This window comes from Saccharibacillus qingshengii (assembly GCF_013185195.1).
Lineage (GTDB): Bacteria > Bacillota > Bacilli > Paenibacillales > Paenibacillaceae > Saccharibacillus > Saccharibacillus qingshengii.
In genome coordinates, this window is the sequence record NZ_JAAZWC010000027.1 from 52,292 (window position 1) to 66,186 (window position 13,895).

Below are 13,895 nucleotides of genomic sequence, written 5' to 3' on the forward strand. Positions count from 1 at the left end.
GCATGCCCGCGCTCCGGCCGTTTATCGACTTTGCCTGCTTTCGTCCGTTCCGGTTACAATGGAGGAATAAGGAAATTCCGGCGGAAGACCGTCTTGACGAAAGAGGGGAAAGGATTGGCTTTATTCTGGATGATGTTGACAGGAACGCTGCTGATTGCCGCGCAGGCCTGGCTGATCGGCCGCTCTGCCCTGCACGGGATCCGTTACACCCGCAGCTTTAACAAAGATCGCTGTCATGCGGGAGACGAACTTCAGTTGGTTGAGGTGATCGAGAACGATAAAAAGCTTCCGGTTCCCTGGCTGCGCATGGAATCCGAATTCCCCGCCGCTTTTCGATTTCGGGGAAAGGCTTCGATGAAACTGGAGATGGGCAGCGTCTATCAGACGCATACGAGCGGCTTTACGCTCATGCCCCGAAGGCGCGTCACGCGAAGGCATTTCGTGAAATGCGAAGGCCGGGGTATTTTTCGGCTGTCGACGGTATTTATGACGTCGGGCGATCTGCTCGGTTTCGTCCTGCGTTCGCGTTCGGAGCAGATCAGCAACTCCCTGATCGTGTATCCGCGTCTGCTGGACGACCGGCATCTGCCGTACGATTGGCACAGCTGGCAGGGCGAATTTGCGGTGCGCAGATGGATTCTGGAAGATCCGTTCATGATCGAAGGTTCGAGGGAGTATGCGCCGGGGGATCCGATGAACCGGATCCACTGGAAAGCGAGTGCCCGAACCGGAGGACTTCAAGTGTACCGTCAAGGGCATACCGCCGATCCGCACGTTATTCTGGTCCTTGATATCGGCGATGTCGTTCTCGGGCTTCAACACGGCGGGGGAGAAGCGGAGGCCGAACAGGCCATCAGTCTGGCAGCGACCATAGCCGTTCGGCTGATTGCAGACGGCGTTTCGGTCGGGTTTACGCATAATGCGCACACGGTCTCCGCAGCGCGTATTCCTTCGGGCGCGGGCTCACTCCATCGTCATCTGCTGATGGAAGCGATGTCGGGGATCCGGCTGAAGCGCCGTCGGCCGCTCGCCGTATGTCTGGACGCGGAAGTGGCAGAACGGGGGGCTCCCTGCGATTATCTCGTGATCAGCACATCGAAGGAGCCTGCCGTTCGGCAGGCGGCGAAACGGCTGGAGAGATTGGGACACAAGGTAAGCCTGATCGATCCCGGGAACGAATGGTCTGCCCTTTCCGTCGAAACGGCCGGAAGCCGGTCTTGGGAAGTATCCTTGGACAAGGAGGGAGCAGGCGCATGAGTAGAACGATTGGAAAAGCGCTGGCTGTCGCCTCAGGGGATACCGTGTTCCTATATCCGTGGATCCTTCTATTGTCGCTGTATCTATTCGAATTATCTCCTTATGCGGCGGCCGCGATCTGTTTCCTCAGTTTGGCGTGCGGTGCTGCTGCAGGCAGGCATCTGCCGCGTCAGACGGCTTATCTGGCGGCGATGGCCGTTCCGGCTGCAGCTTCCGTACTGTTCGCCGTCTTCGCCGGACTGGGCCTGCGCACGGTTCCGCTTCTGATCCTGCTGGGGGCAGCCGGTGGACGCGGCGTATACCGGGAGATCGGGGCCGCCGCCGGCCGCCGTCAGACCTTGATCTTCGTCTGCGGCCTGCTTGCGGGGGTTGCCGTCTATGCGGCAGCTCTGCGTACGGAGCTGATGCAGCCGTATGCGTTCTCGGTCTATGCGGCCTGCACCGGGATGCTGCTGACCCAACTGCTTCGCTGGAATGCGGGGCGAGTCCGCGAAGCCATGGGCCTTTCCCAAGAAGCGGAGATTCCGCCGGGACGGCTGCTTCGAATCAATCGGGGATTTATGACCGTTCTGCTGCTGGCGATTCTGTTGGTCGGCGGGGCGACCCAGCTGTCCGTTGTGCTGGAATGGCTGTATCGTCTGTGGCTGACGCTGCTGTACGGAGGTGTCGACCTCGATTATGTTCCCGAGACGTCGCCCCCTCCTCCCGAACCTGCTCCTTTTTCCGAGCCTTATGTGCCCGAAGAAAAGCTGGAAGACGACGGAGAAGGTGGGCTGGACCGGTGGATCATCTACGCTGTCGCCGGAATCATTGTAGCGGCTGTTGGAGCTTTTGCTTTTGTCTTGCTTCGTTTGGGTTACGAGATTTTGTCCAAGTGGCTGCCCGACTGGCTGAAGCGTCTGCTGCAGAATTTGCGGATTGCCGCGAAGTCTTCGGATCCTTCAGAAGAAGCGGCTTACGCCGATACAACCGAGAAGTTGGAGTCCAAAGCGCCCGCCAGGAAAAAAGGTTCGCCGCAAACGTCCACTGAACCACCGGAAGGTGCGAGGCGCGAGTATGCCCGGTTGATTCGCGGCGCGATCAGCCGGGGATACCGGTTCCGCCCTTGGCTGACTCCAAGCGAGACGGGCAAAGAAATCGCCGGCAGTTCGGTTTATCGCGAACAGGAAGCCGAGCAGATCGAAGAGCTGGTGGAACGCTACAATCAGACCCGATATACGCAAAAGGAAGACGGCCAACGGTAAGCCCACGTATTCTTTTGCTGCGAAAGAGCGTCGGATGGATCGGCGGCTGCCGCAAACGCGGCACGTCTGCAAAACCTGCAAACCCCCGAACGAATACGTTCGGGGGTTTTTTTGTGTCTGCCTAGCGGATCAGACAAAGCAGACCGGACAGATCCGGATGGAATCCGTCCACTGTCATCGTTCTGCCGGTGCATAGGAATCAGTTCCGATCCGCGCGCCGCCGCTGACTGTTCTTTTTTAAGGCGTCCAGGGCTTCATCCGGCAGTCCCGTGATGCAGCCGGGGCAGCCTGCCGGCGTTCGTCCATCCGATTGAATCGTGCAGCCGGAACAGGCTCCTTTTTTGCTTTTGTTCCAGAAGCGGACCAGCACATAGCCCGAGTAGATCAGTGCCAGTCCGATAATAATCCAGTTTATCATAAGCCATCTTCCTTTCCCTGCGGATTCAGGCGAAGCCGATCCATTTGCCGCCCTGATAGATCACAAGTGCGACCGCATAAGCGAGTACAAGCGAATAGCCCATCGAGAAAAAGGTCCAACGCCAGGAAGCCGTTTCTTTGCGGATCACGCCGACGGTTGCCAGACAAGGAATATACAGCAGAATAAACGTCACGAAGCTGAACGCCTGCAGCGGGGTGAAAGCCGCGGCGACCTGATGTTCCAAGCCTGCCATGTCCGGGACCTGATAAATGATATTCATGGTCGAGACCACGACTTCTTTGGCCATGAAGCCGGTAATCAGCGCCGCTCCCGCCTGCCAGGTTCCGAAGCCGATCGGCGCAAGCAGACCCGAGAGAGCGCCTCCGATCGAAGCGAGGAAGCTGTCGTTCATATCGACGCCGAAGCCGCTGCTGCCGGTATTGGACAAGAACCAGATGACGACGGAACCGGCAAGAATAATCGTTCCCGCTTTGCGCAGGAATCCTTTGACTTTTTCCCACGTCATGCGCAGCAGCGACAGCGGCTGCGGCATACGGTACGGCGGAAGTTCGACGATAAACAGCGACGGTTCGCTTCTCAGCAGCGTTCGGGAGAAGAGCTTGGCCAGCGCAAGCGCGAGTACCATACCGAGCACGTACAGTCCCATGACCACAAGAGCCTGATTTGAAGCGAAAAAGACACCGGCGAACAGCGCGTAAACCGGAAGCCGTGCGGAGCAGGACATCAGCGGGACAAGCAGCGTGGTCAGAAGCCGGTCTTTGCGGTGCTCCATCGTCCGGGCCGCCATGATGGCGGGCACGTTGCAGCCAAAGCCGATAATGAACGGGATAAACGCTTTGCCGCTGAGTCCGACCGCTTCCATCGTACGGTCCATCAGCAGGGTGATCCGCGCCATATAACCGGAGTCTTCGACAAACGAGATCAACAAGAACAAGATGCAGATCTGCGGCAGAAAAACGAGTACGCCGCCGACTCCGCCCACAATGCCGTCGACGACAAGCGCATGGGTGAACGGAGAAGCGCCAAGACCGCCCAGAGCGGCGGAAATCCACCCGCTGAGCATACCCGAGATGAATCCGTCGAGCACATCGGACAGCAGGCTGCCTACCCAGTCGAACGTCAGCTTGAAGATGAGAAACATCATGGCCAAAAACAGGGGGATGCCGAGAATTCGGTGGGTCAGAATCGCATCAATGCGCTCGGTGGCGGTATGCACGGCCTGATCGGAACGCTGGACGGCGGCGGTGCATATCCGGGCAATCCGCTGCGTGCGCACTTGGCGTAGGTGAGCGGACACATCGCAGCCGAACCCTGCCGCTTCCAGCTCCCGGCCGGTCTGCTGGAGAATGGAATCCAGCGCTTCGCCGTCGATCCGACCGGCAAGGGCTGTCCGAACGGCCTCGTTGCCTTCGAGCAGTTGCAGCGCCGTCCAGCGGGGAGCCGAAGAGGAGGGAAGAGTCCGCAGCAGTATGCAGAGGTCCGACACCCCCTGTTCCACCGCCGGGCCGTAGTCGAGGCGAAAGCCTTCCGATCCCGGAGCGGTCAGACTGCCCAGGGCATGCAGGACGTCGGTGCATCCCGTTCCTTTGCGGGCGATGATCGGAAGCACCGGTACGCCGAGTTCCCGCTGCAGCACTTGCGGATCGACGGAAATATGGCGGTTTCGGGCGACGTCGATCATGTTGAGTCCGATCAGCATGGGCCGGCCGGATTCCAGCAGCTGCAGTGTCAGATAGAGATTGCGTTCCGGCTGGGAAGCATCGACGATATTGAGAATGGAGGCAGGAGTTTCTTCCATTAAAAAACGTGCCGCTACGCCTTCGTCTTCCGTGAGAGGCAGGAGCGAATACAATCCCGGCAGATCCACGATTCGTCCGCTGCGTCCGCGCAGCGTGCCGATCCGTTTCTCCACGGTTACCCCCGACCAGTTGCCGACGGTTTCGTAGGACCGGGTGAGCATATTGAAAAGGGAGGTTTTTCCGGTGTTCGGATTTCCAAACAGGGCAAATTGATTCATGCGGGAGCGACCTCCATACGCCCCGCGTCTTCCCGGCGAATACCGATGTGCTGTCCGGCACATTCAAAAGTCAGCGGGCCGCCGAAAGGACCGAGCCGAAGCACTTTAAGTCGGCTGCCTTCCGCCACGCCGAGATCGCGCAGACGCCTCCGCAGCAGGGGACTGATTGCGTCGAGTGCTTGGACCGTGGCGAAGGCACCCGGTTTAATATGGACCAGCGCGGAGCACCGGCTGTTCGAAATTTTTCTCTGGTACATTCGGAACCCTCCCGTGACCGTGCGCGTACCCAAACCGCGAAACAGTCAATTTGCTTGTCATAAATGAGAATGAATATCATTCGCTTTTTTTGTAATGTACCATCATATAGGGGGAATGACTGTGATTTTTGTCGCATTTCGTCAAAATTCCGCTTTACTTTACAGAGGGGCTTGAGTATGATGAAAAAGCGAAAAATGCCTCTCTTCCTGATCTTGGACGGACGGAGGCAGAGTGAACGGAGATCAACAAAAGGAAGGTTCCGACAGGGAGCCTTTTTTATGCTTCAAAAAGAAAATATCCGGATTTGGTGAGGCCAGGCAGGAGAAAGCAAGACGGCGTAGAATCTATGACGAAGGTGAGACTGATCGATTTTATGACATCCCAGCAGGACGGAAGTGAGTTCATGCATACAACCCCGGCGATCCGCCAACTGAAGCTCTACACCTTTTCCGTCTTTCTTCTCGTTCTTGCATGCGAAGCTGTAGAAATGTTCTTCTACGCCGCAGGCGCCGACAGCCGATGGGCCCCCGCTTTATCTCTACTGACGGCCTGCTTTTCGGTTACGGCCTGCTTGACGGTTTATTTCCATGCCACTCCGCTTTTTGACCGCAGGATCGGCAGCTACAGCAAACGCATGGTCAAGCTCATGGGAGCGGCCGGTGCGATCGAACTGCTGTACCTGCTGACTCATTTATATGCTTTTATAACCGAGACGAAGCCGGGAAGCTCCGGCACGGAATGGCTGCTCTCGCTGGCGGCTCTTGTCTATTCGCTTGGACTTGTACTCTTGTTCGCCCTTCCCGATCGACAGGGACGGATTCCCGGCCGTTTGATGTATTTCGGACTCCCTTTGGCTGCATTGGCTGCAGCGGGATTGCTGTTCTTCGTGCGCTCCGCGCTTCCTGCCGATCAGTGGAGCGGCGTTGAGCGGGTCTTGACGATCCTGGCTCTGGCAGGGGCCGGAATCGCCGCGGTCCATCTGTGTGTCCGTTATGTTCGCCTGCGCATCAAAGCGCTGTGGGTCGCGGTGCAGTCTCTGGGGATCGTGGCGATCGCCCAGATTCTGATGCTTCAGGCAGCCGCCTCCCCTGGAGTTGCGCTGCTGATCGCTTCCGCGCTTCATGCGCTGGCTTATGCCGTTCTGGTAAGCCAGGGCCTTCGCCTGGCGATTGCCGAACCTCTGCGGGAACAGCGTCAGGCGGAAGATCGGATCGAATTCCTGGCTTATAATGACGAACTCACGGGTCTGCCGAACCGCCGAAGTCTGTATGCGAGGCTGAACACACGGCTTGAAGAAGCCTATTCCGGCAAGACGGCACTGATGGTGCTCAATATCAACCGTTTCAAGACGATCAATGATTCGCTCGGTTACGAGGCGGGCGATCGTCTGCTCGGTATCGTCTCGGAAACGCTGCAGAGCCGCCTCAAAGGGAGCGAAGAAGTATTCCGTACCGGCGGAGACGAATTTGCGGTCGTTCTGCCGGAAAGCGGAGGCGAGGAAGCCATGCATCGTGCACAGGCGCTGCTCGAAGAGTTCGAGCGTCCGGTCAACGTAGGCGGAATGGAACATTATGTCGCCTTGTCCGCGGGTATCTCGGTCTACCCGGAAGACGGTCATGCCGCAGACGGACTGCTGCAAAGCGCCGATGCGGCCGTCCATCTGGCCAAGGAGCAAGGCTCCGAAGTTAAACGTTTCTCCAAAGGCATGACGATGATCGCCCGCGAGAAGCTGATTCTGGAAAGCGATCTGCGCAAAGGATTGGAACGCGGCGAATTCTTCCTGGAGTACCAGCCTAAAATGTCGGTCGAAAACGGCGGGATTTTGGGCATGGAGGCGCTCGTGCGCTGGAATCATCCGACGCGGGGACCCGTGTCTCCCGGCGAATTTATTCCTTTGGCGGAAGAATGCGGTCTGATTGTGCCGCTGGGCGAATGGGTGCTGCACGAAGCCTGCCGGCAGAACAAGGAATGGCAGTCCAAAGGATATGCTCCGCTCTGCATGTCCATCAATCTGTCGATCCGCCAATTCCGACAGCCCCGGCTTGCGGAACAGATCGGACAGATGCTCGAAGAGATCGGCCTCGATCCGCAGTATGTGGAACTTGAGATTACCGAGAGCATGACCGTGGACAAAGATGCCGCTTTCGAGCAGCTCAAGCGCTTCAAGCAGCTCGGCCTGCATATCAGTATCGACGATTTTGGCACAGGGTACAGTTCGCTGCATTATTTGAAAAACATGCCGATCGACCGTCTCAAGATCGATCGTTCCTTTGTCAGCGAAGTGATGAGCGGCGAGAGCGATGCAGCGATCGTCTCGACGATCGCTTCGATGGCGCATCACCTGAAGCTGAAAGTAACGGCGGAAGGCGTGGAGAACGAAGAGCAGCTTGCGTTCCTGCGCAGCCAACGCTGCCATGAAGCCCAAGGATTCCTGTTCAGTCGGCCGGTCCCTGCAGGGCGATTCGAACGAATGTTTTTGCAGCAAAAAAAGCTCGGTTAAGCGGCTTGAGACTGCTGCATCAGCAAGTCAAGCCAAAAGGTATACGGCCGATTCGAATCGGCCGTATACCTTTTTTGAAATAATGCTTGCAAACTTTTTCTGGGCGTGGTATATTATTTCTTGTCCTCAAGAGGACGTGACAGCCAAAAGGCAATACACAATGTCGGGACGTAGCTCAGCTTGGTAGAGCACCTGGTTTGGGACCAGGGGGTCGCATGTTCAAATCGTGTCGTCCCGACCATTATTTTTTAACAACATCATATTGATTTGTGCGGGTGTAGTTCAATGGTAGAACTCCAGCCTTCCAAGCTGGTAGCGTGGGTTCGATTCCCATCACCCGCTTTAGAGCAAGTCTTGCAAGAAACCGCTGCGATGCAGCGGTTTTTGTTTTTTAGGAACGGGTCATTTAGCCTGTCATAAAAAGCCCACTTTAGTCACTGACTAAAGTGGGCTTTTTATATGCGGTCAGAAACTTGGCGGTCATCTGCCAATAAACGAAAAAAAGAGGATGCTTGCATTCTTTATACCTTTTAAAAGCTTATTTAAGATATGAAGTAGGCAGGATGACATCGGTAGGCAGATCGAAGGCAAGTAGATAAGATTGAATCTTGAGTTCTCTTATACCTGCAATATTGATGTCGTAAGATTGAATACCTTCTCCGACTTTTGCGGAAAAAGAAAACAAATCTTTGTTCGTGTCCGCATCAATTATCGTGTAAGCGGAAGCATCTCCTTGTTGAGATTCTGTTTGAGCTACGTCTTGTAAAGTAGCAACTTCCAAATGAAGCGTTTGATAACCTGCCTTGGGTTTCAAGTGAAGGGTGCGATATCCGTGTTCTTCGGCAGCAAGCACGCTTGCAAAAGACTTACCATCGATATTCGTGTAAGCAGGATTTTTGGTGGCTTGATATTCATTATAATTTGTAATCAATTTTTGAAGTGGAGTGTTCATGTTTTTCTCGCCAAATGTAATGGTTTTGGATTTTGAATCGACTGTTAGGTTAGTTTGAGTTCCTTCCTCAACCATTTCGATGGGGAGGTACGTTTTTCCGTCAACTGTAATCGCCTGCGTTTTTGAAGCCGCAGTTGTAGATTTCACGTTGTTAACTACATAATGATAGGCTAGAACTGTACCTTTAACAATTGAAGAAGAGGCGGCATAAGCTGCTGGAGCACCTACAAGAAGAAGAGCGCTAACAAGTAGGATAATTCTTTTCTTTCCATTTTTCATAAAAAATCTCCTTTACCTAAATATATAACTTCTTTTGTACTATAAATATAGTTAGCAAGCAAAACAATGAAAAAACTCATACTACCAAAAGTGTTGGAAATAGTAAGCGAAAAAAAGACGAACAAAAACCGCCTAGAGTTCTCCGGCGGTTTTTGTTCGTCTAACGGTAAAATCATATTCAAGTTAAATACACCGAATCAAGCCATAACTTCCGCTGTTACTCGTACGTCGAGAACGGTCTGCTGACCTGCCGCGACGATTCCTGCCGGCCGCGGATATACGTCCAGTACGGCATCAAGCCCGTCAGGAACGATCACCGGCGTGACGGACGAGAGGCCTGCCGCATGGATCACATCCAGATCGAATTCGAGCAGCGGCTGCCTCGACGTTACGCGTTCGCCGCTCTGGACGTGGACGGTGAACCCGGTCCCTTTGAGCGATACCGTATTGATCCCGACATGGATCAGAAGCTGTGCGCCGCTGTCGTGTTCCAAGATTACGGCGTGCTTGCTTTTGTCCATTACATGCGCGCCGGTGCAGTCGAACGGAGCCACGACCAACCCTTCCGACGGCACGATGGCCAAGCCCCGGCCCATATGTCCTTCGGAGAAAGCCGGATCGGGAACTTCCGATAACGGAACCGCGCGTCCCGTTATCGGAGAGAGGACCGAAAGGGACGAGAACGGAACTTCATCCGGATCGCTGGATAGAGCGTTCTCTCGGGCTTTTGCGGATACGGGGGCAGGTGCTGGGATCTCCGCGTTCATTGGCGCTTTGGCGGCCGGAGTTCCGGCTGCAGATACAGCGGACATGCTGCCGGTGTTCAGGCGTTCTGCTTCGACCGCAGGCTCGTCTTTGTAACCGAACAGCCAGGTCAACGTAAAGGCGACTGCCGCCCCGACTACGTTGCACAGGATGTACATCGGGAGCTGATCGTTCAGATACAGCAGGGCGCCCGGAATGACGGTGACCGCCATGCCCGTGCCCGCAAGATGCAGCAGCGAAGCGAGGAAGCCGCCAGCCGCGCCGCCGATCAGCCCCATGACGAACGGTTTCATGTAGCGCAGGTTGACGCCGAAGATCGCAGGTTCGGTAATGCCGAGGAACGCCGACAGCGAAGACGGCAGCGCGAGCGCTTTGAGCTTGGCATTCTTGGTCTTCAGGCCAACGGCCAGACAGGCCGCGCCCTGAGCCGCCATGGCGCAGGTGATGATCGCGTTGAACGGATTGGAACCGGTCTGCTCCAGCAGTTGGATCTCCAGGAAGTTGAAGATATGATGCACGCCGGTGACGACGACGATCTGATGGAAAAAGCCGATCAGCAGGCCCGCGATGCCGAAAGGCAGGTCGAGCAGGTACGTGGTGCCGTGCAGGACGACGTTCTCCAGCGAGTGGAATACCGGTCCGATCGCGAACAGTCCAAGCGTGATCATGACGAGCAGCGTGACGAACGGCGTCAGAATCAGATCAAGCGCTTCGGGTACTCTTTTGCGTAGAAATTTCTCGAACTTCGCGCCGAGCAGGCCAACGAAGAACGCCGGCAGCACGGAACCCTGATAGCCGACAACCGGTATGAAACCGAACATCGTCAGCGCTTCGGCGCTGCCGTCGGCGACGGCGTAGGCATTCGGCAGCGCCGGATTGACGAGCATTAGGCCCAGCACGATCCCGAGCACGGGACTGCCGCCGAAGACGCGGAACGCGGACCAGGCGACGAGCGCCGGCAGGAACGCGAACGCCGTGTCGGTCAGCACCTGCGTGAACAGCAGGAAATTCGGCGGGATGCTGCCCGGCGTGAGGCCGAACCATGACAGGACCAAATCCTGCGTCAGCAGGCCGCGCAGGCCCATGAACAGGCCGGTCGCGACGAGCACGGGAATGATCGGGACGAAGACGTCGCCGAACGTGCGGATGGCACGTTGGAACGCATTGCCCTGTTTTTTGCCTTCGCTTTTGATCTCTTCTTTGGAGGTGCTGTCGATGCCGAGCCGTTCGACTTCTTCAAATATCCGGTTGACGGTGCCGGTTCCGAAGATGATCTGATATTGGCCGGAATTGAAAAAGGCACCTTTGACTTTGTCGGTATTCTCGATTCGATTCTGGTCAATCTTGTCTTTGTCGCGGACCATGATGCGCAGCCGGGTTGCGCAGTGCGCGAACGAGGCGATATTTTCTTTGCCGCCGATAGCTTCGACGACTTCGCGGGCGATGTCGCGGTTTTCGGACATAAGAGTCATTCCTTTCCGGATAGGGGGTGGAGGGGCTGCGACTGCATAAGGGCTTCGACGGCGGCGCGTTCCGGCAGAGCGGAAATGGCGCCTTTGTTCGTGGTGGTCAGGGCTCCGCTCGCATTGGCGAACCGGAGGATTTCGGCATGATGTTCGTCAAGCACGGCCGTCAGATTCGCAGGATTGGCGCCGCATTCCAGCAGATGCAGCAGCAGTCCGCCGACAAAAGCGTCGCCTGCGCCGGTCGTATCCTGGGCATCGACGGTGAAGCCGGGAGCGTTGTAGCGGCCGGCGGCCGTATGCAGCTGCGCTCCGCCGGGGCCGCGCGTGTAGACGACCGCCTGCACGTCACCGCGGAATAGCGAAGAGATCGCGGTCTCCTCGTCTTCGATGCCGGTAATGAACGTCAGTTCTTCGTCCGATATTTTGACCAGATGGGCTTTCGGCAAAAATTCCAAAATGGCGCGTCGGCAGTCTTCGGCGTGTGTCCACAGCGGAAGCCGGACATTGGGATCGAAGCTGACGAGGCCTCCGGCTGCCTTGACGGCGCGAATGGCTTTGCGGTGCGCCTGTTTCATCGGGCTTTCGACAAGGTCGACCGAGCCGAAATGCAGGATATCGCCGGCTTGGAACAGCTGCGCGTCGATCTCGCTTTCTGACAGCAGCAGGTCGGCGGACGGATTCCGATAGAAGGAGAAGTCGCGTTCGCCGTTTTCTCTCAGCGAGACGAAGGCAAGCCCCGTATTTGCTTCGTCGGTACGCAGAATATGGCGTGTATCCACGCCGGCCTGCCGCAGCGCTTCAATCAGGAAGTCGCCAAACGCATCGGTGCCGAGTTTGGTCAGGACGGCGGCGGAAGCGCCGTATTTGGCCGCGGCGGCCGCTACATTTGCGGGAGCTCCGCCGGGTGCGCGTTCGAATGCAGTCACGTCTTTGAGCGCGCAGCCTTTTTGCAGCGGAATAAAATCGATCAGCACTTCGCCGATCGCGTACAGCCGGCTCATGGTCTCACCTTCCCGTAGTCGGCCAAGCCGGCTGGCAGTCCGCGCGGAATCGCGCCTGCGTTGTACGGCCAATATGAACCTTTGAATGCCGCGCTGCCCCCGTCCGCAAAAAACGTAATACCGGTGCTGGCGGAATCGGGGAACAAGCGCGCGGTAAAGACTTCTTCGCCGTCGTTGACGAAAATTTCGACGGATGAGGTGTCCACGAATAAGCGGAACTCCACAGCGGTGTCGCCGGGTTCGCCGCCCAGCGTGCAGCTGCGCGTCGTTCCGTAGTCGAGGCTAAGCGGAGGGCCGGAGCGGGAACGGTCGAGCGTGACCGTACGGCTGCCCGCGTCATAGGTCAGCACCGTGCGTTCCTCGGCGCCGGTGCGGAATTCGACGCCGAACCGGCCGCTTCCGCTCTCGGGGAGTCCGTCTGCGTGTCCGACATCGGAAGCGCTTGGGTGTGCAGGCGTTATCTCCACCAGCAGCTCGTAGGCGGTGCCTTCGATTCCGTCGAAGCTTCGGCGTCCGTCAGCCCAAGCGGCGGAGAAAGAGCGCGACTCGCCGCGCAGATTCCGCAGTCCGGCCGCCGGCCGCTGAATCAGCCGACCGCCGCGCAGCGACAGTTCCCTCGGCAGAGTCAGGCAGTGCGCCCAGCCTCGGTCGTCCGTCGGATACGTCAGGTCGGGAAGTCCCATCCAGCCGACCAGGATTCGCTGTCCGCCAGGTCCTTCGGTCGTCTGCGGCGCATAGAAATCGAAGCCGCGGTCAAGTTCCGCGAAGGCCCCGTGCTTGAATGTGCCGTTCTTCGTATTCAGGGGATCGCCAAGCAGATAGCCCGACTGGTAAATGTTGCGGAAGTGTTCGCCTTCTGGTTCCACGCCCTGAGGGCAGAGCAGCAGCAGACCGGCGCCGTCCAGTTCAAAATAATCCGGGCATTCCCACATATAGCCGAAATCAGGCAGCGAAGTCTTGATCTCGCCCGCGAACGTCCAGTCCAACAGGTCGGACGAACGGTACAGCACCGCGGCTCCGGTCAGATCGCTGCGCTGCGCACCGATCACGCACCAGTAGGAATCGCCGTCTTTCCAGACTTTGGGGTCGCGGAAATGATCGGTATAGCCGCCGGGAACGTTCGAAAGGACAGGCAGTTCCCGTTTCGTGATTGCTCCCGTTTCGTCCATGATGGCGAGGCATTGATAGGGACGGCGTACCCAGTCTTCGTCGCGCGTGTTGCCGGTATACATCAGATACAGCCGGCCGTCTTTTTCGATCGCGCTGCCGGAGTAGGCTCCGTGCGAATCGTACGGACCGCCCGGCTCCAATCCGATGCCGGCATCGGTCCAAGAGGCCAGATCCGTAGAGACAACGTGGTACCAGTATTTCATTCCGTGGTCCGTCCCCAGAGGGAACCATTGATAGAACAGATGATACTTGCCGTTGTAATAAGCAAAACCGTTGGGGTCGTTCAGCAGTCCGGCGTGGGGTTGGATATGGTACGTCTGGCGCCAGCCGCAGCCGTCCGCCTGTTTCGCCAACCTCTCCAACTCGCCAGGTTCCGTCTGCCGGAGCAGCCGGTATTTTTGTTCGCGCGTCATGTTCATAAGAGTAGGCATTCCTCCGCATTTATTTCGGGAACCGGTTCCGTTTTTATTTGACGGATTGTCAATCCAAGTGCAACACTTCGTCCTGAAACGATTCGTGTGTAGACTTCCAGCCTAGACATTTGCGG

10 protein-coding genes and 2 tRNA genes are annotated in these 13,895 nt (G+C 57.0%); 5 read left to right on the forward strand and 7 right to left on the reverse strand.

From position 1 onward, the window contains the following. Positions 1–114: 114 nt before the first annotated feature. Together HRQ60_RS19070 and HRQ60_RS19075 are read left to right on the forward strand one after the other, a co-directional pair. Positions 115–1,257 (forward strand): DUF58 domain-containing protein, encoded by a 1,143-nt coding sequence (locus HRQ60_RS19070; protein ID WP_172198888.1) that lies wholly within the window; start codon positions 115–117, stop codon positions 1,255–1,257. Beyond that, positions 1,254–2,501: a hypothetical protein gene (locus HRQ60_RS19075; protein WP_172198891.1), complete on the forward strand. Its 1,248-nt coding sequence runs from the start codon at positions 1,254–1,256 to the stop codon at positions 2,499–2,501. Before HRQ60_RS19070 ends, HRQ60_RS19075 begins: the two co-directional genes overlap by 4 nt. A 199-nt stretch (positions 2,502–2,700) precedes the next feature. On the opposite strand, the gene HRQ60_RS23510 is transcribed toward HRQ60_RS19075, so the two are convergent. Genes HRQ60_RS23510 through HRQ60_RS19090 form a run of 3 tightly spaced genes read right to left on the reverse strand, consistent with a single transcriptional unit; the run spans position 2,701 to position 5,214 of the window. Next, positions 2,701–2,919 (reverse strand): FeoB-associated Cys-rich membrane protein, encoded by a 219-nt coding sequence (locus HRQ60_RS23510; RefSeq protein WP_216671645.1) that lies wholly within the window; start codon positions 2,917–2,919, stop codon positions 2,701–2,703. Positions 2,920–2,944: 25 nt separating this feature from the next. Continuing rightward, on the reverse strand, positions 2,945–4,957 hold the full coding sequence (gene feoB, locus HRQ60_RS19085; protein ID WP_172198894.1) for a ferrous iron transport protein B: 2,013 nt from the start codon (positions 4,955–4,957) through the stop codon (positions 2,945–2,947). Further along, positions 4,954–5,214, reverse strand: coding sequence for a FeoA family protein (locus tag HRQ60_RS19090; protein WP_172198897.1), 261 nt, complete (start codon positions 5,212–5,214; stop codon positions 4,954–4,956). Before HRQ60_RS19090 ends, feoB begins: the two co-directional genes overlap by 4 nt. Before the next feature lie 347 nt (positions 5,215–5,561). Between HRQ60_RS19090 and HRQ60_RS19095 the strand changes: the two genes are divergently transcribed. The 3 genes from HRQ60_RS19095 to HRQ60_RS19105 all read left to right on the forward strand — a co-directional run bounded on the left by HRQ60_RS19095 (position 5,562) and on the right by HRQ60_RS19105 (position 8,057). After that, positions 5,562–7,715 carry a putative bifunctional diguanylate cyclase/phosphodiesterase gene (locus HRQ60_RS19095; protein WP_172198900.1) on the forward strand — a complete coding sequence of 718 codons (2,154 nt, stop codon included), beginning with the start codon at positions 5,562–5,564 and terminating at the stop codon, positions 7,713–7,715. 164 nt (positions 7,716–7,879) lie between these two features. Continuing rightward, positions 7,880–7,956 (forward strand) — tRNA-Pro (locus HRQ60_RS19100). Between the two features lie 30 nt (positions 7,957–7,986). Then, a tRNA-Gly gene (locus HRQ60_RS19105) sits at positions 7,987–8,057 on the forward strand. Between the two features lie 196 nt (positions 8,058–8,253). On the opposite strand, the gene HRQ60_RS19110 is transcribed toward HRQ60_RS19105, so the two are convergent. The 4 genes from HRQ60_RS19110 to HRQ60_RS19125 all read right to left on the reverse strand — a co-directional run bounded on the left by HRQ60_RS19110 (position 8,254) and on the right by HRQ60_RS19125 (position 13,767). Then, positions 8,254–8,946: a hypothetical protein gene (locus HRQ60_RS19110; protein WP_172198903.1), complete on the reverse strand. Its 693-nt coding sequence runs from the start codon at positions 8,944–8,946 to the stop codon at positions 8,254–8,256. Positions 8,947–9,143: 197 nt separating this feature from the next. Next, entirely contained in the window at positions 9,144–11,174 is a 2,031-nt protein-coding gene (locus HRQ60_RS19115) for a sucrose-specific PTS transporter subunit IIBC (protein ID WP_172198906.1), read from the reverse strand. Positions 11,175–11,179: 5 nt separating this feature from the next. Beyond that, complete coding sequence (locus HRQ60_RS19120) at positions 11,180–12,178, reverse strand: PfkB family carbohydrate kinase (protein WP_172198909.1); 999 nt, start codon at positions 12,176–12,178, stop codon at positions 11,180–11,182. Then, the gene (locus HRQ60_RS19125; RefSeq protein WP_172198912.1) at positions 12,175–13,767 is read right to left on the reverse strand and encodes a glycoside hydrolase family 32 protein; all 1,593 of its coding nucleotides are present in this window, start codon (positions 13,765–13,767) and stop codon (positions 12,175–12,177) included. The genes HRQ60_RS19120 and HRQ60_RS19125 overlap by 4 nt, the downstream gene beginning before the upstream one ends. Positions 13,768–13,895: the final 128 nt, after the last annotated feature.

Bases quoted from the DNA above. Each gene is read 5' to 3' on its own strand.
- HRQ60_RS19075 (WP_172198891.1), top strand. From the start codon at position 1,254: ATGAGTAGAACGATTGGAAAAGCGCTGGCTGTCGCCTCAGGGGATACC.
- HRQ60_RS23510 (WP_216671645.1), bottom strand. From the start codon at position 2,919: ATGATAAACTGGATTATTATCGGACTGGCACTGATCTACTCGGGCTAT.
- feoB (WP_172198894.1), bottom strand. From the start codon at position 4,957: ATGAATCAATTTGCCCTGTTTGGAAATCCGAACACCGGAAAAACCTCC.
- HRQ60_RS19090 (WP_172198897.1), bottom strand. From the start codon at position 5,214: ATGTACCAGAGAAAAATTTCGAACAGCCGGTGCTCCGCGCTGGTCCAT.
- HRQ60_RS19095 (WP_172198900.1), top strand. From the start codon at position 5,562: ATGACGAAGGTGAGACTGATCGATTTTATGACATCCCAGCAGGACGGA.
- HRQ60_RS19110 (WP_172198903.1), bottom strand. From the start codon at position 8,946: ATGAAAAATGGAAAGAAAAGAATTATCCTACTTGTTAGCGCTCTTCTT.
- HRQ60_RS19115 (WP_172198906.1), bottom strand. From the start codon at position 11,174: ATGTCCGAAAACCGCGACATCGCCCGCGAAGTCGTCGAAGCTATCGGC.
- HRQ60_RS19120 (WP_172198909.1), bottom strand. From the start codon at position 12,178: ATGAGCCGGCTGTACGCGATCGGCGAAGTGCTGATCGATTTTATTCCG.
- HRQ60_RS19125 (WP_172198912.1), bottom strand. From the start codon at position 13,767: ATGAACATGACGCGCGAACAAAAATACCGGCTGCTCCGGCAGACGGAA.